Source organism: Nocardia sp. NPDC004568 (assembly GCF_040609955.1).
In the GTDB taxonomy this organism is placed as follows: Bacteria; Actinomycetota; Actinomycetes; order Mycobacteriales; family Mycobacteriaceae; genus Nocardia.
Genome location: NZ_JBEXLL010000052.1, coordinates 17,813 through 41,620 on the forward strand (window position 1 = coordinate 17,813; position 23,808 = coordinate 41,620).

Here is a 23,808-nt window from a genome sequence, read left to right on the forward strand (position 1 = left end):
GGTCAGCTCTTGACTTCGCTGCCGGCCGGACGGACGGGTGCCTCCGCTTCTTCGGTGCTGTCGAACGGATCGCTGAACATTCCGTCGGGCGGAGCGGTCAGCGGCAACGGCACCAGCATGTCCTTGTGCCCGTTGCGCACGCTGCAGTACTTGAACGGGCCCTTCGGATCGAGGAGGACGGCCATGTGCTGGTCGGCGTGGTCGAGGAACCAGACACTCATTCCGGTGGCGCCGTCCTGCCGCAGATGTTCCCAGGCCCGCCACATGGCATCCAGGCGCGCGATGGCTTCCGTATGCTTCCACCATTCGGGGCACCACACGGTATCGCTGAGATCGCTGACCTGCCGCCGATAGACGACGCTGAGGTAGTTCTCGACGAACTCCACGACGTTCTTGTAGGTCGGTATCTGCTGCTCTCGGGAAGTCTCGGTCACCGCGGTCGAACCTCCTGCCTCTCTCCCGGCCCGTTCTCCGGACCCGGTGTTCCGCCCGGACCGTTATCCGGTTCCGTCTGTGCTCCCGCGGGCTTCTTGTCCAGGATCGTCGGCGCGCCCGCCGGGCCGTGATCCGGTGCCGCGGGTTTCTCCTTGACCAGCGCGGGGGAACCGATGAGATCGGTGACCAAGGTCTTGCGCTGCGGGTCGTGCTGTTCGATGGACTTCTTCACCGCGGCCGCGTAGTCGCCCTCCCACCAGGGCACCGTGCGCACCAGCACCGGCGGGGCGCCGGAGGAGAACACGATGGCCCGGCCTCGGGGCAGCGTCGCCAGCGCCTGCACGGTGAAGGTCTTGGACGAGCCCAGCGACCGCGAATAGCTCTTACCGCCCTTGGATTCCGAGACCGAGGCCGAGATGGCGGAGTGCTCGCCGATGGCCTCGGACCGTTCCCGCAGGAAGTTGGTGTCGTCGACACCGCTGCCCAGCACCTTGATATTGGCCGCCGACCACAGCGCGTTCATCCCGTCGTCACCCCAGCAGCGCGCGCCCTGCGCCCAGGACTGGAGCACGGTCATGACCACGATGCCGCGCGAGCCGAAATGGCTGTACTGCTTGGGCAGATCCTTCCACCGGACCACGTTCGCGGCCTCGTCCAGCACCGCCAGCAGTGGAATCGGCAAGCGACCGTAGGCCGACCTCGACGCCTTGCGCATGGCCACATCGATCACGGCCTCGGTGAGCGCGCTGACCAGCGGGGCCGCCGAACCGCGGCCCTCCAGCGACAGACTGTAGAGAGTGCCGTTCTTCTCGATGAACTCCAGTTCGTCGAACTGGGCCCGGGCCGGCTCGTGCTTCGCCGGGTCGTGCGGAGTGACCCACTTGTGCACATTGCGCAGTTTCAGGCAGCGCACCATCTTCTTGGCGGTGCCGAAGATACCGCTGCGGGTCCGCGGGTCGGCGTTGTACTGCGCCGCCAGACCGGACGCGGAGAAATCGTGGCCCGCGTCGCGCAGGAACTTGATCGGTTCGATGTTCTGCGGATCGGTCACCCACTCCCAGATCTGGGTGATCGGCTTCTTCGCGATCGCGGCGGCCAGGAAGAGCCCGGCCAGCAGATCCTCGGCCTCCGGATCGAAGAAGGCGTCGTTGCGGGAATCGGAACCGCTGTCGCTGTCGGCGAAATGGCCGGCCAGGCGCGCGGCCCGCATCTCGCAGCCGTCGCTGTTCGCGTCCACCCAGGCCAGCGGGTTCCAGTACCAGGTGGGCTCTTCGGCGGCCACGCCCTGCGGGTCGAAGACGAAGGTGCGGCTGCCCTTGGCCTCGCGGACATCGCGGGTCGCGTCGACCACATCGCGTTTGTTCGAGGTGGCCAGCACCGGGCCGATGGCGGTGAGGATCGCCGGAATGACCCGGGAGGTCGATTTGCCCTGCCGCGGACCCCAGATGTCCAGGTGCAGGTCCTCATAGGAGCCGTACAGCATCGTGCCGTCGGCGACGGCGACACCGATCGGCACCCCGGGTGCGTCGTTGTAGCCGAGCTTGACGCCCATGTTCTGGGCCTTCTCCCGGACCCCGGCCTCGGTCAGGGCGGCGATGGCGCCGCCGTTGCCCATCACATCGGCCTTGTCGTCCACAGCGAGGCGGCCCACCATGCGTCTGGCCGTGGCCCGCCGCCTGTACAGCACGAAAAGGGCCAGCGCGAGCAGGACGAGCAGCAGGATCACCGTCGTACCGGTGGGCCAGTGCAACTCGCCCTTGACCATCCCGGCCACGATATCGATCGGGTTGACGGGCATGTCCTGTTTCTGCAGCGAGAGCATATTGCCCAGATGCAGGGCCACCCAGACGGTCCCCAGGACGGCGCCGCCGACGTAGATCGCGATGAGGGTCAGATCGGGCCCGATCGCGGCCGGGTCCTTCACCGGTTTCTTCTTGGCCATTACTGCCTCCTGAATGATGCCTGCCGGGTCACCGGTAGCCGTCCAGACGCCAGCCCTGCGGCGTACGAACGACGGTCGCGATGACAGTGGACGGCGCCAGGGGTTCCTCGCGGCCGTCCGGATAGACGACGGTCTGCTCGATTCCGATCTTGAATTGCTGCACACCGGGATCCGGTCCGGCCGGCGGCCGATCGCCGGAGGCGAAGGTGAACGCCTCCACCCGCGCCCCGGCCGCCGCCCAATCACCCCACTGCAGCGATACCGCCGGCGCGCCGGCGGTGGCCGTCGACGCGTCCAGCACCCGGAGCAGGCTGGGTCCCAGCCATTTCCGCGCTCGCTCCAGCGAGGCGCCCGGAACCTCGGTGGCGGGCTCCCACTGAGAGATCTCGCGCAGTGCCGCCACCGCGACCCCGTCCGGGGTCACCGGATCCGGGGCGGGCACGGCCTCGAGCCGCCGGGTGGTCGAGGTGGCCACGGCGCCACCCGATCCCACGTCCTCGCCACTGCCGCCGCATCCGCTCAGTACCGTGATGCCCAGCATCAGCACCACCACCAGTCCCGCACCAGCACTCGCCTTCTCGTTCCAGGCTAACCGCCCGGACCTCGTAAACGGCGCCGATCCGCGCGTGTTCACAGCACCCTCCTCGCCCGGGCGTCGCCGGGTACGGCAGTTTCGGCCACGCCGCCGGGAGAGTCCGCGGTCAGCGCGGGCGCGGCCTGGATCATCTGCCCGTTCCCGCTGTAGATTCCGACCCGGGCGGGTCCGCGCGGTCCGAATTCGCTGAACACCAGATCCCCCGGCTGCGCCTTGGCGACCGGCACCTCGGTCCCGGCCTCCCACTGCTGTTCGGCGGTGCGCGGCAGCGAGACCGCGCCGGACGACGCGGCGAATACCGCCGCCGAGGTCAGCCCCGGTCCGTCGAGTCCGCCGCCGCTGGGTCCCTGTGGGCCACCGCCACCCCACACGTAGGGCGTGCCCAGCCATTCGTGCGCGGCCTGGACGACCTGGTCGCCGGCCGACCCTGCACTGTCGGGAGTGAAACGGCCCGCGGCTCCCGGATCGCGGTACTCCGCTTCCATGGCAAGGATATTGGTGACATAGGGCTGGGTCTCGGAGTAGTGCGCGGCCACCTGGTTCGGCATACCGCCGGACGCCAGCACCGCGCCCTCGCCCGCGTTGTAGGCGGCCAGCGTCAGCGCCACCACATCGCCCTGCACCCGCCCCTCCCCGAGCCAGCCGGTGATCTTGTGCGCGATCGCGCACATGTACCGGCCCTGTCCGACAATGGCGTCACCGTCGTCCCACACACTGGCCACCCCGTTACCGTCGGCATCGATCACATACGGCTGACCGTCGTCGGGATTGATACTCGCGGCGGTGCCGGGCAGGAACTGCGCGAGCCCCTGCGCGCCCGCGGGCGAGGTGAGCCCACGCCGGAAACCGGACTCCTGCCGCCCCTGCGCGGCCAGCAGCGAGGGGGTGACCTCGGGGCACAGCGACCCCGCGCGGCGGTACCAGATCTCCAGTTCCGGCGGCACTTTCCCATTGGCCAAGGCCCCACCCGGAGTACCGAAACCGCGTACACACGCCGGATCGGTGGAATAAGCGCGGGCACCACCCAGATCGGGAGTGGGCGCGCCGTCGAGCCAGGGCAGCGGGTCGATCTGCCGGCCACCGGTGAACCGGCCGCCCGGCACGATCTCGAAATGCAGATGGGGCCCGCTGGATTCACCGGCCGATCCCACCGCGCCGATATGCTGGCCGGCCTGCACGGGCTGGCCGACCCGCACCAGCACCCCGCTGTCCCACATATGCCCGTACACGGCGGAGTACGCGCGCCCATTGCCCGCGTCGACCGAATCCACCACGATCCAGTTGCCGAAACCGGAGGCCGGGCCCGCGGCCACCACGACTCCGTCGGCGACCGAGAAGATCGGGGTGCCGTCCGGCGCGGCCAGGTCGACACCCTTGTGACCGCCGCCGCGCGAACCGAAGACATCCGAGACCGAATAGGTTCCCGCGGCCATCGGCCGGCTGCGGCCCAGCGGGCCCGCGCCGGCGGCCAGCGAGGGCGTCGCGATCGCGGTGGGGTTGGCGGTGGAGCCGTCCGGGATCCCCGTCTCACCCGCCGCGCGCGGGTCACCGGGTGGGTATCCGCCCAGCGGCGGCAGCGTCGCCTGGCTCGGGTCGAGCACCGACCCGCCCTCGCACGGGTCGTCCACGGCGGGCATGACGATGACGAGAATGACCGTCATCAGGCCGAGTACCAGACCGAGGCAGGTCCACAGCACCGATTTCGCGTTCACCGCGCTCCCGCGGGGTTCACGTCTCGCGCCGGGTTTCGTTGAGGGTGTCGGCCAGGGCGCGGTTCACCTCCGCGGCCGCCGCCAGTTGCTGTTGTAGCGCGGCGACCTTACGACGCAGAGCTGCCGCGTCCATCCGCTCCAGGCTCGGCCCCTCCGCCGCGCGCACCCAGTTCCGTACCGAATTCGTGTGCACCCCGATCTGTTCGGCGACCAGCCGGCACGCCTCCGATTCGCTGCGCAGTTTGCTGGTGAGCGCGAGCACCTGCTCCACCGCGGCGGCCCGGACCTCCGGCGAGACCCGGCGATAGGACCGATGCGGCATCATGAATTTCTCCCGCCTACCGGGTCCGGACTGTCCGGCGCCGCGGCCTGTTCGGCGGCATAGCGCCCCGGGTAGGAGGTGAATTCCTCGAAACGCTGGTTGGTGTCGTGGATCCCGCTGAGCCGCTCGGCCTCGGTGAATTCCATATGGAAGGGAATTCCCGGCCGCCGGTCCTCACCGATCTTCAGCAGGAACTTGCCGGTACCCGGCGGGGACGGCCTGACCTGCCCCGGCCTCAGGGCCTCACCGGTCAGCGCCTGCGGCGCCGACCAACTGGTCACCATCTCCTCTTCGGCCGCGGTGAAGGGCACCGTGCTGTCCAGCCGTTTGATCTCCTCGCCGGGCAGGGCGCCGAAGATCTTGGCACGAGCGCGCTCCAGGAACCCCAGGGCCTTGGCGATGGCCGCTTCCGACCCCAGCGATTGCAGGTCCTTGATGGTGTGGCTGATCATGATCAGCGCGGTGGCGATACCGCGCTGCAGACGGGTGAGTTCGTCGACGCGGTCGACCATGAAATCGCCGAGGCCCAGCACTTGCCACAGCTCGTCCATGACGACCTGGAAGTACCGCTGCGGAGCCATCCCCGCGTCGGTGAGCGTATGCGCCGCCTCGACGGCGGCGAATCCGTCCGCCCAGCAGGCCAGCATGACGGCGGCCTTGAGCTTCTTGTCCCCGTTGGGGATATGGGAGACGTCGATGCACACCGCGACCGAATCGGTATCGATCGGCACCGAGGTCTGCCCGTTGAACACCGCGCCGAACGGGCCCTGGGTGAGGGCACGCAGCGACCGCCGCAACCCGCGGATCGCCTCGTGGTACTCGGTCGGGCTGTCCGCACCGGCGTCGAGCATCATCTCCTCGCCGCCGGCGACGATGACCTCGAGCAGATTCTCCATGATCGGCGGCTGGTCCGGAGTGAACCCGCTGCCCGGCCGGTACAGGATCCGCAGGGCCGTGGAGATCAGGGTCTCCTCGTAATCGCGCACGCGCGCGCCACGCACCAGTTCCACCAGACCCGCGATCAGCGTCACCTGCCGGGCCCGCAGATCCTGCAGCACTTGGCGCTGCAGCTCGGGATGCCCCTCCAGCCGCGGCACGATATCGCCGAGCACGCCGCCGGCCAGCGGGTTGAGCTTGCCGTGGCCGTACCCGAGATCGATTACCTGACCGCCGACCAGTTCCACCAGCCGCCGATAGTCGGGCTTCACATCGGCCAGCACCAGCGGGGTGATGTTCTGCGCGACTCCGCCGAGCACGATCCGCCGCACCAGCGACGATTTACCGAAACCGTTGAGGCCCAGCACGAACAGGCTCGGCGCGGTGATGAAACTTCCGCGCATGAACCAGTTCATCGGGTCGAAGCACACCGGCGCTCCGGTGTGCAGGTGGGAACCGAGCGGCGTACCGATCAGCGGTGCGCCCGCGCCGACCGACCACGGCCACAACCCGGCGACCTGCGCGGTGGTGGCCCGGTACTCGACCGGGCGGCCCACCACGTTCATCCGGCCACCCCCGGCCCCGGCGAACCCGCGGTCGGTGAGCTGGGCGGTCTGGCGGTCGAACCCGTCCTGGTATTCCTGTTCGGCGCGCGCGGCGTAGTTGCGGCGGCGGATATCGTCGGTGCGGATCCGGAAGGTGGCCCACGCCGCCCGGAGACCCGCGCCTTCCCGGCTGACTTCCTCGAGCCGCGAGCGGGTCGCCGCGTCCAGCAGCGGCGGACCCTGCTGCCGGCGTTTCTCGGCCCGCGCCCTGGCCCGGCGGGCCGCCTTGTCGAACTCCGGTGTGCCCATCGCCCGGTCGGCGGCCGTATCGACCCGGGTGCGGCGAGCGCGGCCGCCCGCCGACCCGTCGCCCCCGGTACGGGTACGGCGATCGGCCCGCGAGCGTTCGGGATCGCGCCGGGCGGCGGCGCCGGATCCGCGCTGCCCGTCCCGGTCGCCCCGGATATGCCGTTCGTCGTCCCGGCCGGCGCGGGACCGGTCGCCGGTGGCGACCCGGGTTCTGTTGCGCTCTCGTACGGGTGGCTCGTGCTCGCGTGCCATCAGTCGTTCACCCCGCCAATGCTTTGGGAATGGTCGCGTGCTCGGGCAGGATCACCCCGCAACCGAGCGATGCCGCGAAGGCCGCCGCCTGGTAGCGGTAGCAGCGACGGATCTTGAGCCGGGCCTGCGTGGACAGGTCGCGGGTGATCGCCTCGATCCGCGGCAGGTCACCGCGGTTCGGCTCGGTGATGGTGACCAGTGCGCCGAACCGCGTGACACCGTGCCCGCGCGCCTGCTCCTCCCGGGCCTGCTGGGTCGCGCCGACCCGCAGCGTCGCCGACGCCGACACCACACCGCGTTCGCTCTGCTGAGCGACCAGGGCGTTCTTGAAATCGTCGTCGACGATCTCGGCCGCGTCGGCCGCCGAATGCGGCCGGTACACGATGGCGATCCGCTTCCGCGGCACCTCCGGATTCGGCGCCAGCAGCCGCTGCAGTACTCGCTCGTCCACCGCGCCTTCCGGGGCGGTGTCCATCTCCCAGGTCACCGACCGGCCGCCGTCGTGGATGAGGTGATCCCATTTCTCGTCGTGCGAGACGGGGCCGGCGTCGGCCCAGTCCAGGCCGTGGCCCTCGGGTTCGCCCGCGGCCACCTCGAGGTCGGCCTGGGAGGCCGGGTCGTAGCTGCGCCGGATGAACGAGATCACCTCGTCGGCCGACATGGGCTGGGCCCGGACCCCGGCTTCGGCGAGCGCGGCGCAGATACCCGGTAGCCGGCGGCCGATCTCGACCGCTTCCTCCGCCGGGTTCTTGCGACGCTCGGCAGTGGTCGCTTTGAAGGTGATGGCGACCCGGGGCAGCAGTTGCACCCGCTCCTGCGGCAATTCGGTGGCCAGCTCGTACATCACCTGCTGCGCCAGATCCGGCGCCTCCGGCCGGGTAATGGTGGAAACCTCGGTGAGCAGCCGGTTCCCGGTCTCCGGGACGGTATCGATCACCGGCACCACCGCGACGATATCGCTGGTCTGGCCGACCGAGGCGAGGAAGGTACCCCAGGCCGAGACCCAGCGGTCGATCACCGGCTGGTCGACCGCCTCGTGACCCTGCGGCCACGCCCGCAGCACCACCGTGTACTGCGCGAACTGCGGCAGGTGGATCATTCCGAAGCTGTAGCCGCCGGCGTCGATCCCCTCGTAGAGCTTGGAGGGCGCGAGCAACCCGGGCAGCCGGGTGAAACCACCCGGCACCCGGGAGAACCGGCCGCCGCGGTACACGTGCTCGCCGCGGCTGCGCGAACGCATCCAGTGGAACATCATCAATCCCGTCTCGTAGCCCGAACGCCCACCGCGTCGCATGACGAGGGGGGCCATGATCACCACACCGACCCCGCCGACGACGGCGCCCCACTGGAAACCGCCGATCATGGCGGTGAGCAGCGCGGTGATCACCACCGCGAAGCCGAGCACGGTCTCTTCCCACCGCAGGCCGAAAAGGCCGGCGCTGCGGGGCTTCTGCCACAGGCCGTAGGAGCGGCGTTCGTAGGTCTCGGTGCTGGTCATCGTGGAATGGTGTTCCTACCGAAGTCGGGGTTACGGTTACGCCAATTGTCGCCCGCCACATCACCCATGGCCTGGTCCGCGCGGGTCATCCCGGCGGTCGCGGCACGGGTTGCGCCCATCCTGTTGACCACGCGGGACGCACCGGACGGTACACCGCCCGAGGCCCCACTCGATCGAGGTCCCTGCCCACCGGCCGGCGCGCCGCCGCCTCCGCCACCCCGCGGCGGGGGCATCGGCCGGGGCGCACCGCCACCGCGGCCGCCACCCGGGGGCGGCGGTCCCGCGGCGCCACCTACATAGCCGGCGCGACCGGGCGCCGCGGCGCCCTTCGCACCGACCGCCTTGGTACCCATGGCACCCAGACCGGCTGCCGCGATCAGGGTTCCACCGGTGGCGGTGAGGCCCGAACCGCCGCTGCCGACGATGGCCACCGCCGGCGTGACCAGTCGCATCAGCGCGGGCAGGACGAACGCGACACTGCACAGCAGCACGATGGCCACCAGCATGCGCTGGGCCTCCTCGGCCTCGGGCAGCCCGCCGGCCGGGGTCATCTCGTCCACGTGCCCGGCGGTGGTGAACGCGATCATGTAGACGATCGCCGCCACCGGTTTCCACAGCATGAAGGCGATGATCCAGCCGACCAGCTTCTGATACGACTGCTTACCGGTACTCATCCCGGAGGCGGCGGCCGCCAGCGGCAGCACACCGGCCGCGATCACCAGCAGGCCCTGCCGGACGATGGCCAGCACGATCTGGGCCAGCGCCCCGAGCAGTCCGACGATCGCGATGATGAGGACGAGGCCGGGTGAGAAAGCTTGCAGCTTACTGGTTTTCACCATGAGCTCGGCCATGTTGCGGGCATTGCCGTCGGTGGAGTCCTGGATGATCCACTCGGCGAAGCGGTCCGAGGCCACGGTGCCGGCCACGATGACCGCGCCCAGCATCCAGGAACTGAACACCACCCGGGTGAACATCCGGAACGATTCGGCCGCCTCCTGCATCGCACCGCCACGTCTGGCCTCGGCCAATCTGAGGCCGGTGATGATGATGGAGGCCATCAGCAGCAGTATCTGTATTTGATATGTGTAGTCGTTGATCTTGGTGAACAGCGAACCGGAATCACTGGCCACCTCGTTGGGCACCTTCATCCAGAAGGTCAACGCCAGAATGATGGCTTCGCCCAGACCGTTCATCAGCGAATCGACCACTTTGCCGAAGGTCGAATCCCACGCCTTGTCCTTGACCGCGGTGGCCGCTTCACCGGGATGAGTGGCGGCATTACCCGCCTTGCACACGGCCGAGGCGGCGTCGCCGAGCGAGATGCCGGGAATGCCGAGCTCGTCCAGGGCATCGTGTATCTCGTTACAGGTCTCGTCGAACCCGTAGGACTGACCGTAGGCGACCACCGGCGTCGCCATCGACACGGTGAAGATCACCGCGAGGATCGTGACGAGCCGTCTGGCCAGCGACACCCGGTACGAGACCGCGGGAGTTCGCTCCCCGCGCTCGGAAGGGCTCTCTTCGCGCACTACCTGAGCTTCCACATTCCGTCCCAACATCGGAATCACCATCGAGTCCACCCCTCGAGCGATTCGACATACTCGGTCTGTGTGTTCGGCGAGGTGGTCGGCTTGAGCCGCCAATCCCCCGCGTCCCACACCATGATCAGTCGCAACGTCACCCACACCGGCTTCGCGTCGAGCGCCGGAGCACGCAGCGCCAACCGCACGATCGCCATATCGTCCGCGTAGTCGTCGATCTTGAACGCGTCGGACGCGACGAGGTACCGGGTCACCGATTCGGGCTGCTGCTCGGGCAGCCGATCCGCTTCCAGGGCCTTGTCGTAGGCCGCGATCTGCTGCGCCGAAACCCGCACCTGCCGTACATAGAGATCACGGTCCGCCGGCCGGGCGTTCAGCCGGTAGGTGATCTGGGCCGCGGCCAGCGCGGCGCCCTGCGGGGTGTGCGAGTACCCCACGGCCAGCCCGTCCTCGATCCGGTTCGGACCGTCGGAACTCGAGAACGGCACCGACGCTCCGAACACCCGCTGCCAACCGCGAGGGTCGGTGGTGCCCGCCGGCGCGGCGGTCAGCCAATCGGGATCCGTCGGCTTGCGTTGCGGGGACGGGTCCTGCGGAAGGACCTGCCCCGCGGGGTTGTTGGGGATATCGATGCGCCGGTTGAACACATCCACCTCCGGATCGGCGAATCCCTCGCCCACCGTGGCCGGGGGCGGTGCCGCCGCGACGGGTTCGTCGTCGCGGCCCGTCCACATGACGACGCCGACCACCACGATCAGCGCCAGGACCGCCGCGGAGGCGATGACGCCGAAGGAGACGCGGTCACGCTGATAGGTCTCCTTCCCGCTCACTTCGGGGCCTCCACTTTCACGGTGTCACCGGGTAATTCGGTCACAGGGTCGATCGGTCGCGTGGTCGATTCCGGATCCGGCAGCCGTAACCTCCAATCCTGGGCGAACCACTCCACGGTCGTGTGGTTCACCGCCTTCGAGCTGTCCGAGTACTCGCTGTACACATCCACCGCCGCGCGCTGGTCGCTGTACTCGGTGATCCGGTAACCCAGCAGCCGCGGCGCGTAGACCGGATCCGCGGGACCACTGATCGACAGCTGCACCCGGTTCACCGCCCATTCGTCCTTCGCCGGGCCCGGAACCACTTCCCGGGCAACGATATTCGACCACTGTCCGTCGTCGGCGATCGCCAGGCGCACGGCGTGCACCATGGCGGCCACCCCGGCGCCGGTGGGATTTTGCTCGAAACCCGTTGCAGCGCCGTCGGTTTGAGCCTTCGGACCCTGATCGCTATGCGGTAACGATACGCCCTGGAACGGCACCCAGCGCACATTCGTCGGGGGCGCCGACAGATCGGGCGGTGCCGCGGCATCCCCGCCGCCACAGCCCACGACGCCGACCAGCAGCAACGCGGACAACACAGGGGCGGCCCCGAGGGCGTACGGCCGGCCGGACCGGCGCGGGGCCGGAATCACGGTCGATTTCATGCGCAGGTCGTTCTCCTCGCCTCGCCCCGGATCATCCGGGCAGGAACGCCAGGGCGATACCGGAGGCGCCACTGGCCACGATCGCGCCGAGCAGGCTCATGAGCACCCCGTGCGAGGCGTCGTTCATCGCCAGATCGCCCTTGAACGTCAGCCACAGCTTCCCGGCCGAAACGATCATCCACGCCAGACAGCCCATGAGAACGAACCAGAGCAGCCAGTTCAGCAACTGCATCAACGGTTCCAACACTTCGGCCGGCATCTGCTTGTACGCGAGAACACCGGCCGCCCCGACCACATCCATGACAACCTCACGTTCCGATGACGGCGTTCATGATCGTGCCGGCGCTGGTCGCGACCACGCCGCCGATCATCGCTCCGGCCACCATCTTCGGGGACTCCAGTCCACCGCCGGTCCATTTCTCCCACGCGAACTTGCCGCCCGCGTAGATGATGCCGCAGATCCCGGACAGCAGGACGAACCAGGTGAGGTATCGCACCAGCTGCAGGATCTTCTCCGATCCGGGCGGAGCCTCGGGCGTCGGATTGCCCACCTGGGCCACAACAACGGTGTCGTAGACCTGGTGAACGGCGAGAAGTACGGTGCTCATCGGGTGCCTTTCTCGATAGCTGAGGTGCAACATTCGGTCCGCGCGAGCGCGGGGAGCACGACACGGAATACATGCTCGACGGCGGCGATCACGGCATCACTCCTCTACGAATCTCGATCGGCCCCGAGTGGGGGCGGCCTCCGATTCCTCCAGCGCGGCCCGGGCGGCCGCGACGATTTCCGATCCGATTTCCCTGATGTCCAGGGGGACCTCCTCGAGTGGGTCGATCCGGCGGCGGCGCTGCGGTGAGGTCGCGACACCCGGCGTCCACACCGGCAATTTCTCCGGCTCGACCAGCGTCCACTCCTCGTACCAGGGCACCTGCCAGACCTGACCGGCCAATGAGGCGACCACATCGCGGTAGCGCCGGATCTCCGGCGCCATCCGGCCCGGCCGCGCCGCCACCGTGATGAGGCCGAGAACCCGGCTGGGCCCGGCGAATCCCGAGTGGTGCTGGCGCAGCAGATCGTGCGCATGGGTCAGTCCGGCGATGGTCTCCCGCGCCACCAGCACCACGAACGGCGATTCCCGGTCGAACACCCCGGGCCAGCGCCGGCCCGAATCCGCGGCAGGCGCCAGGACATGGGCCAGCGAGCTGGCGCCGGCGCCGCCGTGGACACCCAGCAGCCACACCAGCGGCGCACGGCCGGCACCGGGAACAGGACGGTCCCAGACCGCGGCACGGCGTGACTCCGGCGGCGGTACCACTCCGGCGACAGCGTTACGGTCGGGTCGGCGAGGAAGATTCATAGCAAGGGACATAATGCCTCCCTCGGCGGCGCTACCTGTAGTCCGCGGAGCCCACGGGGTCGGCGGAGGGATCGCACCGTGCCGTTTCCCGCGCCGGCGGCGACACACGCAGTCCGCGCGGGACGTCGCATCGTCGCAGCGAGTGCGCGGCCGCGAGAGTGCCGGCCACGGTCCACAGTGCCCGCGGCGGAGGAGCAGGGATCGCGGAATCGCATCATGACGCCATCCCCGCGAGTAGTCGCTCGTAGGTCTGCCGGGTCTCGTCGGCGAGTGCGGCATGACGCACCAGTTCACCGCGGGCCAGATGGGGGTCGTAGGGCACCTCGACGATATCGCGCACCCAGCCCGCCAGATGTTCCCGCAAATGGTCAGCGACCCGTGAATCGGCGCCGCGCTGCTGGTGGGAGACCACGATGGTGGTGTCGCCGACGATGCCGCCGCCCATGGGCTCCGACGAGTCGCCGTATTCGTCGTCGAGCCATTCGAGAGTCACCCGCAGGCGGTTGGCCGCATCGACGCGCGCCGGGATGGTCAGCACCAGCGCGACATCCGCGTCGTCGAGCAGCGGTCGCAACTGCCGGCTCGCGATCGGGTTCCCGCCGTCGTAGACGCCGGTGTATCCGGCCTGATCAACCGCCCGTGCCACGGTCAGATAGCTCGCGCGGCGGCGCAACGGTGCGGCATCCCGCCACAGCAGGCCGATTCCGGAGGTCGCTCGGGACATACAGTCCTTCAACGGGGCGGGTTCGTCGTCGCCGCGGCCGTACAACCACTGCTGCATGCTGATCGGGTGTAGATGCTCGTCGGCGCCGCGCAGGGCCAGATCACCACCCGCGGGGGTGGCGTCCACCGCGATCGTGGCGGTACCCGCGAGGCCGAGCTCGCCCGCCAGCCCGAGCGCGGTGGTCGTGGTACCGGCACCGCCGCAGCCGCCCACCACCAGGATCGGCCGGGGTTCACCGGCCGCACGGGTCCGGGCGCCACCCGGCAACCGCACCACCCGTGCCTTCCGGTTCCCGTCTGCCTCGTCCGTCACCTCGGCATCCGGTGCGGTGTCGAGCCAGCGGCTCCAATCCTCTCCCATCGCAGCACTCTCCTCTATCCGGCCGAAATACCCGTGATGAGGGTGCGGCCGTCGATCACCGCGGTGGTGACCGTTTGCCTGCTGTAGGTAGCGGGCTCGCCACCGGGCCGGAACTCGGTGACCTCGACCGTGTACCGGCCATTGGCCACGGTCACGATCCGGACGCAGTGCGCCGTGCCGGGCGCGACGCTGTCGATACCCGCCTGGATCACCTCGGCGGAGGACACCGGGGCGTCGGGCGCTACCGCGGCGCGCGCCTCGACGCCGGAACGCTGCACGTAGTAGGCGTATTGGAAGCGCAGCACGGCTTCGGGTCCGGAATTCGTCCCGCCCGGGCCCGCACCGCGCACCACCTGCGCGCTCTGTTCGGACGGGCATGCCGCCGCGCCGGGATCGGCGCCGGTACTCCCGGCGGTGAAGCGCAGACCCGCGCCCCCGTCGGGAGCCGCTCCGGGACCGGCGGCACCGGGTGTGCCGGGGGCCAGCAGATACAGCACCACGGCGGCCGCGATCCCGAGCAGCACCACGGCGGCGAGGAGTACTCCGGCGGTCCGGCGCCGCCGGGCGCCGCGATCGGCCTCGATATCGCGGAGCCGGGCCGGGGTACGGCCGATCCGCGCGGGTTCGGTGAGTTCCTCGTCGTCGGTCCAGGGAAACCGCACCAGGTCCGCGTTCCGGTCGTCGTCGGGCGCATCGACCCAGTCCGACCAGCCGCCGGTGAATTCGGTGCGGCGGCCGGACAGCTCGGCGGGCGCCGGATCGGGCCGGGCGGTCGCGCTTCCGGCCTCCGCGATGTAGTCGGGGTACCTGGCCGGGCCGTCGTCATCGGCCGCCGGGACGGCCTCGCCGCCGGGCTCGGGCGCGCGGGGCGACGCGTCCGTGTCGCGAGCCCCTTCCGGCTCCAGCGGACCGTACCATCGATCGAGCTTTTTGTAGGACTTCAACATTCCCCCATTCCCGTGGCGCCGGGCGCGTGATCTGGCATCATCGATCCCTCTCGGCGATCAGTTCACGGAGAACGAGTCGGTTTCGGTTGTACGGGGTGCAGGAGTGGCGGTCACCGGACCCTCCGGGGCACCATTGTTCACTCCTGTCCCAAATGGGAATTGTCCCGTACCGGAGGGAGCGGGCGCAGGCGACGCGCCGGGATCGGGCCCCGCGAATCCGTTCGGAGCGGGAACTCCGCTGTCCGGCAGGCTCGGGACCTGCGGTGCCGCCTTTTCCGCGACCGGTTCGTTGCCGCCGCCGTGTACCGCGGCGAGATCCCGCGCGGCGGCGGCGAACCAGTCGGCGATGAAGCGGGTGGGCGCCTCACCGGTGGCCGAAATGGCCGCATTGCCATAGGCCTGGTGCCGCTGGATGGTGTCCCAGTAACGCACCCAGGTCGTGGTGTCGAGCAGGGCGTGGTTGTCGGTGATGTTGTCGACGACCGCGTCGAAAGCCTGACTCACCAATCGGATACCGGTGGTGGGCGGAACGAGCTGTGGAATCGCACCCAGGAGTTTGACTCCCAGCATCATCAGCGCCGCCGGGGGATTCGCCAGGCCGGCGGTGGCCAGTTCGGCGATCGCCGTGGGGTTCAGCACCGTACGGACGACCGTGACCACGGCGTTCAGCCCGATCATGCCCACTTTCAGCAGAGCGCGCATGGCGCCCGGAATATCCAGCGGCGTCCGCGGATCGGCGGCATCGGCCAGCCGTTCGGAGATCGACTTCTTCGGCGAGATGTTCAGCGTCGCCAGCGAGGTGCCCTGGACGTCCTCGTTGACCACCTTGGTGGCCGTTTTGATCGAGGTGAACGCCAGTGCCTGGGCGATCGAGGTGAGCGAGGCGATCGGATCACCGCCGCTGAGCTTCATCTGCCCGACGACGCCGGCCACCGCCTTCAGGATCGGCGCCCCCTCGGGAGCGTCGCAGGCGAGATCGCCCGCGGCGCAGAAACTGGCCACACGTCCGGTGAGCGCACCGAAATTCTCCGCGGTATCCCGGTCCGGCGCGATACCGCCGCCGGTGGCCGGCGTCTGATTCAGTGCCGCGATATGCCCGATCTCGGTGCCCTCGGTACCGGGCGCGGGGTCGGGGTTGGCCTTGCCCGGCGCACCGGGGAACAGCGGGGCACCGGCGTTACGGGTCGGATCACCGATCAACGCGACGGCGGCGACCTTCTCGGCGGGCAGGCCGCCCTGCCCCTGGCCGATCTCCTGCGCGAATACCGAGGCCACATGCGCGCCCTGCGAATATCCGACGATCGCGAAGCGGGTCTCCGGGCAGCGCTGCGCCACCGAGCTCGCCATACTGCGCAGCCGGATCAGGCCGCCCCGCACCGAATCCGAGTACGGTGTGGCGCTGCCGCCGTCGACCCCGCCGAAGCTGGACTCGTAGGGCACGTAGGCACGTTCGACCAGACCCTTGTCGGGCGCCGCGGCCAGCAGCGGCCGGAAGACGGTGGACAGCATGCCGGTATCGGTCGTCGGCGCGGCATCCGGCGACGATTCGCCGGTGCCCTGGATCCCCAAGGCGTACAGTGCCGGACACGATGTCACCGTGAGTTGGGTCGACGGGCCCGCCGGATTCGGCGGTTGAGCGTACGCGGGAGCGGCGAGTGTGCCCGCTGCCGCCGTCGCCACAGCGACGGTGAATGCGATCAGCATCCCCGAGAATCTTGTGCATCCAGCCATAGCGACCCGCAATCAGTCCTACCGCAGTTACCGAGCGCGACGAAACGCAGTAAACGGTAACAGATTCCAGCTATGACCGCTGAAGCGCCGAAGAGTTTACGCGACCCGCCAGCGCGACCCGTACGGGACGCGGCGCGCCGAAGCCCGAACGTTATATTCTTCCGGCGTCCCCGAATCGGCTGCCAAGGCCCCGAAACACGACCGGGCACACCCCTCTTCCAGTCGACGCGAAGGGCGGGAACCGCCGCGGACCCGAGCGGTGGCGCCCCGGGATACGCGCGCCGTCACCGGCCCACGCCGGCGCGGCGTTGGGCCTTCGCGACCACCGCGGCGGCCGCGCGGGCCCACCCGAAGCCCGGCCACAGCGGTCGCGCAGGGGGGACGAACCACCGCAGCGCAGGCGCGAGGACGCTCAGGCGGCCGAGGTCACCCGGTACACGTCGTAGACACCCTCGACATTGCGGACGACGTTCAGCAAATGCCCGAGATGCTTCGGGTCACCCATCTCGAAGGTGAACTTGCTGATGGCCACCCGGTCACCGTGGGTGGCGACCGAGGCGGACAGGATATTGACCTTCTCGTCGGCGAGCACCTTGGTGACGTCGGAGAGCAGCCTGGTGCGGTCCAGCGCCTCGATCTGGATGGCCACCAGGAATACCGAATGCGGTGACGGCGCCCATTCCACCTCGATGATGCGCTCGGACTGGGCGCGCAGCGAATCGGCATTGGTGCAGTCGACCCGGTGCACACTGACCGACCCGCCGCGGGTCACGAAACCCATGATCTCGTCGCCCGGTACGGGAGTACAGCATTTGGCCAGCTTGGCGACGGTCCCCTCGGCGCCGGGGATCAGCACGCCGGCATCGCCGGTGAGCCGCTGCCGGGACGGCGTGGTGGAGGGGGTGGACCGTTCGGCGAGTTCGTTCTCGACATCGCCGATCCCGCCCAGCTGGGCCATCAGCCGCTGCACCACATGGTGCGCGGAGACCTGATGTTCGCCGACCGCGGTGTAGAGCGCGGAGATATCGCTGTAGTGCAGCTCGTGGGCGACGGCGGTCATGGCGTCGACGCTCATCAACCGCTGCAGCGGCAAGCCGACCCGGCGGACCTCCTTGTTGATCTGTTCCTTGCCGCTCTCCAGCGCCTCCTCGCGACGCTCCTTGGCGAACCACTGCCGGATCTTGGCCTTGGCACGCGGCGAGACGACGAAGGTCTGCCAATCCCGGCTGGGCCCGGCATTGGGCGCCTTGGAGGTGAAGACCTCGACGACCTCACCGTTCTCCAGCTGCCGTTCCAGCGCGACCAGCCGCCCGTTGACCCGGGCGCCGATGCATTTGTGCCCGACCTCGGTGTGCACCGCGTAGGCGAAATCCACCGGAGTCGACTTCTGTGGCAGCGTGATCACATCGCCCTTCGGGGTGAAGACGAAGATCTCGGGCGCCTTGAGGTCGAAACGCAGCGATTCCAGGAATTCCGCCGGGTCGGCGGCCTCCCGCTGCCAGTCGAGCAGCTGCCGCATCCAGGCCATATCGTCGACCTCGGCGGCATCCCCGGAATGGCGGCCCTTGGTCTCCTTGTAGCGCCAGTGCGCGGCGATCCCGAACTCGGCGGTCCGGTGCATATCGTGGGTGCGGATCTGCACCTCGAGCGGCTTACCGTCCGGGCCGACCACCGTCGTGTGCAGCGACTGATAGACGCCGTAGCGGGGCTGGGCGATGTAGTCCTTGAACCGCCCGGCCATCGGCTGCCACAGCGAATGCACCACACCGACGGCGGCGTAGCAGTCGCGCACCTCGTCGCACAGGATCCGGATACCCACCAGGTCGTGGATATCGTCGAAATCCTTGCCCTTGACGATCATCTTCTGATAGATCGACCAGTAGTGCTTGGGACGGCCCTCCACGGTGGCGGGGATCCGGGAGGCCGCGAGGGTATTGACGATCTCCGCGCGCACCTTCGCGAGGTAGGTGTCACGTGACGGCGCCCGGTCGGCGACCAGACGGACGATCTCGTCGTACTTCTTGGGATGCAGGATCGCGAACGCGAGATCCTCCAGTTCCCATTTGACGGTGGCCATACCCAGCCGGTGCGCCAGCGGCGCGATCACCTCGAGGGTTTCGCGCGCCTTCTTGGCCTGCTTCTCCGGGGGCAGGAACCGCATGGTCCGCATATTGTGCAACCGGTCGGCCACCTTGATCACCAGGACACGCGGGTCCCGCGCCATCGCGATGATCATCTTGCGGATGGTCTCGGCCTCCGCCGCGGCACCCAGGTTCACCTTGTCCAGCTTGGTGACACCGTCGACGAGATGGGCCACCTCGGAGCCGAAATCCGCGGTCAGCTGGTCGAGCGAGTACCCGGTGTCCTCGACGGTGTCGTGCAGCAGGGCCGCGACCAGCGTGGTGGTATCCATACCCAGTTCGGCCAGGATGTTCGCGACCGCCAGCGGATGGGTGATGTACGGGTCACCGGATTTGCGGAACTGGGTCGCGTGCCGCTCATCGGCCACATCGAAGGCTCGCTGCAGCTGGGTGAGATTGGCCTTCGGGTACAGCTCGCGGTGCACCGTGGCCAGTGGCTCCAGCACCGGTTTGACGGCCGGGATCCCGCGCTGACCGGTCATCCGCCGGGCCAGCCGGGCGCGCACCCGGCGCGACGCCGAACTCGGTACCGCGCCGGAGGACCGGACACCGTCGGGATCGGGCGTGGTCTCCGGGCGCGCACCGGCGGCGGGGGCAGGGGTGGCGGCACCGTTCGACTGCGAACCGGACGTCTGACCGACATTCGCCTCGCCCAGATGCTGAGTCATGCCACCACCTCTCCGTGCCGCGGCAGATCACCGCAACGTTCCAGACCACCAACTTTAACCCCCACAGCACCGTGGGAAACCCCGGCCGCAACACCATCGACATGGATCGATATCCCCGGCCCCCGGGTAGAACGCCCGATCGCCGCCCCGCGTTCCCCCGGGGGCGCGGTCCGGCTCATTCCATCAGGCCGGCCGGGGTCAGTTCCAGCTGCCGGGTGACCCCGATCTCGTCCAGGAAACGCTGATCATGACTCACCACCAGCAATGCGCCTCGATACGCGGCGAGCGCCTGGGTGAGATGGCCGAGACTCACCAGGTCGAGGTTGTTGGTGGGTTCGTCCAGCATCAGCAGGCCGGGCGCCGGTTCGGCGAGCAGCAGTACGGCCAGTGCGGCCCGCAACCGCTCGCCACCGGACAGCGCCGCGGCGGGCACATCGGCGGCGGCACCGCGGAACAGGAAACGGGCGAGCTGGGCTCGGATGCGTTCGTTCCGGTGCGGCATGCGGTGCGGCGTCGGCGACGTTGTCGTATACGGTCCGGCGCTCGTCGAAGATATCGAGACGCTGGGGGAGCAGCCGCCAGGGCACCCGCGGCGGTTGCGCGGTGATCCGCCGCAGCAGCGTGGTCTTCCCCACGCCGTTGCGGCCGGTGATCGCCAATCGCTCCGGCCCCCGCACGGCAAGCGACACGACCGGCCCGTTGGCCAGCTCCACCCCGTCCAGGTCGAGGACCTCCTGCCCCGGATGCAGGCGGGTGCCCGGTAGATCGACGCGGATCTCGCGATCGTCGCGCAGCAGCTCCTGGGCCTGGTCCAGCCGCTCCTCGGCGTCCTCCACCTTCTCCAGATGGTTGTTACGCAGTTTGCCTGCCGCGACCTGCGCCTGCCGTTTGCGCTGACCCATGATGATCTTCGGTTCGCGTTTGTTCTCGAACATCTTCTGCCCGTATCGCTGCCGCCGATCGAGCTTGATCCGCGCCTGCACCAGTTCCCGCGACTGTTTGCGCACCTCGCCGCGGGCATCCCGGATCGCGGCCCGGGCCGCCTCCTGTTCCTGTTCGATCGCGCGTTCGTAATCGCCGTAATTGCCGCCGAACAACCGCAGCGCGCCGCCACGCAGCTCGGCGATCGTATCCATCCGCTCCAGCAGCTCGCGATCGTGGCTGACCACCACGACGGTGCCGGTGAACTGCGCGACGACATCGTAGAGGCGGGCACGGGCGGCCCGATCGAGATTATTGGTCGGTTCGTCGAGCAACAGCGCATCCGGGCCGGCCAGCAGTTGCGCGCCCAGGCCGAGCAGTACGGTCTCACCACCGGACAGCGTGGCCAGGCGACGATCCAGCTGCTGAACACCGTCGGCCAGATAGCCGAGCCCGAGCCGGCCGAGCGTCGCCACCGCGCGCTCTTCGATATCCCACTGCGCCCCGACCACCTCGAAATCGGCGTCGGCGCCGTGACCGGACTCGATACGGTGCAGGGCATGCCGGATCCCGGCGATACCGAGCACCTCGTCGACACGCCGACCGGCGGCGAGCCCCAGGTCCTGGCGCAGATAGCCCAGCTCCCCGGTCACCGTGATGGAGCCGCGAGCAGGCAGCAGGTCGCCCGCCACCAACCGCAGGAGTGTGGATTTCCCGGCGCCGTTGGCCCCGACGAGCCCGATATGGCCGACGGTGAGCACCGCGTCGAGCCCGTCGAACACCGGTGTCCCGTCCGGCCAGGCGAAGGAGAGATCGGAAAGAGAAATATCGGCCATGGCTGCCCCTCGAGGTATCGATACGGAGGCGACGCGCGAAAGCGGGTCGCACGAGCGACTACCTCATGAGAGCAACGGCGGCTCCGATCCTCGGGAACAGGTCTCGGGCGACGATACGCGCCGACCACCGCGAAGGCCAGCACATTATGCGCCGGATCACCTACCGGTCCGGCGGGTGCGGCAACCGGTACCGATCCCGGCATCGCCCGGATCGGGCAGCGCGCGACTCCCCGCGCACGACGAAAACCTCTGCGGCGACCGGGCTACACGGTAACGATCGACGTGACCGGATAGTCGCCCTGCCGGGCCCGGCCGCCCAGCGCCTCGAGTTCCAGCACGACCGCGGCCGCCACCACCTCGGCCCCGGCGGCGGCGAACAGCTCGGCGGCCGCGGCGAGGGTGCCGCCGGTCGCCAGCACATCGTCGAGCAGCAGGACCCGGCGGCCCGCCAACGCCACACCGGTGGCCGGGACCTCCAGCGCCGCCGTCCCGTACTCGAGTTCGTACTCCCGCGTGATCACCGGCGGTGGGAGCTTGCCGCGCTTACGGACGGCCAGCACACCGGTGCCCAGCGTGGTGGCGACTCCGGCGCCGAGGAGAAAGCCCCGGGCGTCGACCCCGGCCACCAGATCGGCATCGGGTACCAGTGCGGCCAGGCAGTCGACCACTGTGCGGAAACCCTCGGGGTCGGCGAAAACCGGGGTGAGATCGGCGAATCGGACTCCCGGTTCCGGGAAGTCGTCGGCCCAGCGGGTGTATCTACGCACCAACGCCGCGGCCTGACCGGATCGTCCGGCCACCGTGTCCACGGGTTCGACCGCCGCATGCTTGCTCATCGACTCCTCCATCGTCGGCTACCGCGCAGCTCAGCGCTGCAGGACCCACTGGTCCATATTCCAGCCGGACCCGGCCCGGGTAGGCCCCGCGACGGCGTTCTGCAACCCACCGCCGAAGGCGATGGTGCGCGGGGTCGCGAACAACGGAACGCTCGGCAGCTGCGCCCACAGCAAGTTCTCCGCCTCCGCGAGCAGATTCAGCTGATCTGTCGAATTGTCATCCGCCGCAAGCTGATCCGTGATCGCATCGTAGCGTCCGTTGCGGAACTGACCGGCATTGAGACCACTGCCGCTGCGCAGTCCGCTCATCGCGACGACGCCGTCGAGGGAACCGGCCGGGCCGGGCAGTCCGCCGGGACCGCCGAGGACCGCGTCCACCGCGCCGCCTGCCAATTGCGCCGTCCCGAAGTCCGGAGTACCGGCGTCCTCCACGGTGATCCCGGCCTGCCGGCAGGAGTCGGCGATCATCGACACGGTGCGCGCACGACGGGCATCCGGGGCCAGATAGCCGATCCGGACGGTGAGCTGCTTCGTGCCGGTCGCGGCGAGCGCGGACTTCGCTCCGGCCACATCACTGCCGGCGAACGGATCGGCGGCGCCGGTCACCGCCGGGTAGAACACCGAATCCGGCTGTAGCGTCCGCGAATCGGCGACGCCGGCGCCCAGTCCGGTCTCCGGCGCCTCCGCGACCCGGCCGAGCTGATCGAACAGCGCCTGGCGAGGCACACACAGCGCGAACGCGCGCCGCGCGGCATCGGATTCGAAGACTCCGCCGGTACCGAGCACCAACTGCTCGACACCACGGCTGGGCTGCTGTTCGACGGCGAACGCGTCCAGGTTCAGTTCCGGGAGCGAGCCCGTGCCGATATCGACCACCGCGACCGAACCGTCCTCGATATGGGCGGCGAGATCGGCCGGTTTCGGGTACACCACGATCCGGCCCGTGGCGGGGGCATCCCCCCACCAGCGTTCGTTGGCCACCAGCACCAGTCCGTCGTCGAGATCGAACGATTCGATCCGATACGGGCCGGAGGACGGGAAGGCGGTGACATCGAGGTCGCCGGGCGCCAGATTCCAGCCGGTGTTCCAGAACTGGGCGAGCCGGTCCAGGGCGGGCCGGTCGTCGTTCTGGACAGCGGCGACGATATCGGGCACATTCGCCGCCTGGGTCGCCACATGCGCGGGCATCAGCTCCCCGGCGCCGAACAGGGTGCGCCAGGGCGAGTAGCGGCGGCCGGGCCGGAACACCACGGTGCCATCCTTGGACCCGGGCTGGCATTCCACCCGCTCGATATCCTCGTAGCCGGCCGTACTCGCCGAATCGAATCCGGGGAACCGGCCGCTGCGCGCGGCCCAGGTGAACACCAGGTCGTCGCATGAGGTGGGGACACCGTCGGAGTAGACACCCGCCGAGTTCAGCCGGTATTGGATGGTCTGCGCCTCCCCGGGCACCTCCTTGGCGGTCCCGGTATCGGTATCGGCGATCGGCTGCCCGTCCGGACCGGTGTAGAAGAAGCCGGTGAGCACCCGCCCGAACACCGCCTGGGCCGCGGCCGCACCGGCGGTGGTCCCGCCGTTGTAGCTGGTGACGGTGGTGTCGACGGCGTAGCCGATCGACGGCACCTTGTCCTTGCCGGAACACCCGGCCGCCAGCCCGGCCGCCGCGGCCGTGGCCGCGAGCAGCGCGACGGTCCGGCGCAGAGATGAGTGTCGCATCGAACT

19 protein-coding genes and 1 pseudogene are annotated in these 23,808 nt (G+C 69.3%); all 20 read right to left on the reverse strand.

Annotation, left to right across the window (positions count from 1 at the left end):
• Positions 1-2: 2 nt before the first annotated feature.
• On the reverse strand, positions 3-434 hold the full coding sequence (locus ABZV91_RS22000) for a DUF4913 domain-containing protein (RefSeq protein ID WP_265804703.1): 432 nt from the start codon (positions 432-434) through the stop codon (positions 3-5).
• The gene (locus ABZV91_RS22005) at positions 431-2,377 is read right to left on the reverse strand and encodes a TraM recognition domain-containing protein (RefSeq protein WP_355244692.1); all 1,947 of its coding nucleotides are present in this window, start codon (positions 2,375-2,377) and stop codon (positions 431-433) included. Before ABZV91_RS22005 ends, ABZV91_RS22000 begins: the two co-directional genes overlap by 4 nt.
• Before the next feature lie 28 nt (positions 2,378-2,405).
• The gene (locus tag ABZV91_RS22010) at positions 2,406-3,011 is read right to left on the reverse strand and encodes a hypothetical protein (protein WP_355244695.1); all 606 of its coding nucleotides are present in this window, start codon (positions 3,009-3,011) and stop codon (positions 2,406-2,408) included.
• The gene (locus ABZV91_RS22015; RefSeq protein WP_355244698.1) at positions 3,008-4,684 is read right to left on the reverse strand and encodes a peptidoglycan DD-metalloendopeptidase family protein; all 1,677 of its coding nucleotides are present in this window, start codon (positions 4,682-4,684) and stop codon (positions 3,008-3,010) included. The genes ABZV91_RS22010 and ABZV91_RS22015 overlap by 4 nt, the downstream gene beginning before the upstream one ends.
• Positions 4,685-4,700: 16 nt before the next feature.
• A complete protein-coding gene (locus ABZV91_RS22020; protein ID WP_355244701.1) occupies positions 4,701-5,009 on the reverse strand; it encodes a transposase in 309 nt (102 codons plus the stop codon).
• A complete protein-coding gene (locus ABZV91_RS22025) occupies positions 5,006-7,048 on the reverse strand; it encodes a hypothetical protein (protein ID WP_355244704.1) in 2,043 nt (680 codons plus the stop codon). The genes ABZV91_RS22020 and ABZV91_RS22025 overlap by 4 nt, the downstream gene beginning before the upstream one ends.
• A gap of 7 nt (positions 7,049-7,055) precedes the next feature.
• Positions 7,056-8,546: an SCO6880 family protein gene (locus ABZV91_RS22030; protein WP_355244707.1), complete on the reverse strand. Its 1,491-nt coding sequence runs from the start codon at positions 8,544-8,546 to the stop codon at positions 7,056-7,058.
• Positions 8,543-10,105: a hypothetical protein gene (locus ABZV91_RS22035; RefSeq protein ID WP_355244710.1), complete on the reverse strand. Its 1,563-nt coding sequence runs from the start codon at positions 10,103-10,105 to the stop codon at positions 8,543-8,545. Before ABZV91_RS22035 ends, ABZV91_RS22030 begins: the two co-directional genes overlap by 4 nt.
• Before the next feature lie 5 nt (positions 10,106-10,110).
• Positions 10,111-10,917 carry a hypothetical protein gene (locus ABZV91_RS22040; RefSeq protein WP_355244713.1) on the reverse strand — a complete coding sequence of 269 codons (807 nt, stop codon included), beginning with the start codon at positions 10,915-10,917 and terminating at the stop codon, positions 10,111-10,113.
• The gene (locus ABZV91_RS22045; protein ID WP_355244716.1) at positions 10,914-11,564 is read right to left on the reverse strand and encodes a hypothetical protein; all 651 of its coding nucleotides are present in this window, start codon (positions 11,562-11,564) and stop codon (positions 10,914-10,916) included. The genes ABZV91_RS22040 and ABZV91_RS22045 overlap by 4 nt, the downstream gene beginning before the upstream one ends.
• A gap of 31 nt (positions 11,565-11,595) precedes the next feature.
• A complete protein-coding gene (locus tag ABZV91_RS22050; RefSeq protein WP_355244719.1) occupies positions 11,596-11,865 on the reverse strand; it encodes a hypothetical protein in 270 nt (89 codons plus the stop codon).
• A gap of 7 nt (positions 11,866-11,872) precedes the next feature.
• Positions 11,873-12,172: a hypothetical protein gene (locus tag ABZV91_RS22055; RefSeq protein ID WP_030521532.1), complete on the reverse strand. Its 300-nt coding sequence runs from the start codon at positions 12,170-12,172 to the stop codon at positions 11,873-11,875.
• A 96-nt stretch (positions 12,173-12,268) separates the two neighbouring features.
• Positions 12,269-12,922: a hypothetical protein gene (locus ABZV91_RS22060; RefSeq protein WP_355244721.1), complete on the reverse strand. Its 654-nt coding sequence runs from the start codon at positions 12,920-12,922 to the stop codon at positions 12,269-12,271.
• 214 nt (positions 12,923-13,136) lie between these two features.
• Positions 13,137-14,006, reverse strand: coding sequence for a hypothetical protein (locus tag ABZV91_RS22065; protein WP_355244724.1), 870 nt, complete (start codon positions 14,004-14,006; stop codon positions 13,137-13,139).
• A 14-nt stretch (positions 14,007-14,020) separates the two neighbouring features.
• Positions 14,021-14,953, reverse strand: a complete 933-nt coding sequence (locus ABZV91_RS22070; RefSeq protein WP_355244727.1) for a hypothetical protein — start codon at positions 14,951-14,953, stop codon at positions 14,021-14,023.
• A gap of 57 nt (positions 14,954-15,010) precedes the next feature.
• A complete protein-coding gene (locus tag ABZV91_RS22075) occupies positions 15,011-16,657 on the reverse strand; it encodes a cutinase family protein (RefSeq protein ID WP_355244730.1) in 1,647 nt (548 codons plus the stop codon).
• Positions 16,658-17,096: 439 nt separating this feature from the next.
• On the reverse strand, positions 17,097-19,493 hold the full coding sequence (locus tag ABZV91_RS22080) for a RelA/SpoT family protein (protein ID WP_355244732.1): 2,397 nt from the start codon (positions 19,491-19,493) through the stop codon (positions 17,097-17,099).
• A gap of 175 nt (positions 19,494-19,668) precedes the next feature.
• A pseudogene (locus tag ABZV91_RS22085) lies at positions 19,669-21,250 on the reverse strand (ATP-binding cassette domain-containing protein).
• A 263-nt stretch (positions 21,251-21,513) separates the two neighbouring features.
• Positions 21,514-22,086 (reverse strand): adenine phosphoribosyltransferase, encoded by a 573-nt coding sequence (locus tag ABZV91_RS22090; protein WP_355244735.1) that lies wholly within the window; start codon positions 22,084-22,086, stop codon positions 21,514-21,516.
• Between the two features lie 30 nt (positions 22,087-22,116).
• Positions 22,117-23,802, reverse strand: a complete 1,686-nt coding sequence (locus tag ABZV91_RS22095; protein ID WP_355244738.1) for an ABC transporter substrate-binding protein — start codon at positions 23,800-23,802, stop codon at positions 22,117-22,119.
• Positions 23,803-23,808 lie beyond the last annotated feature (6 nt).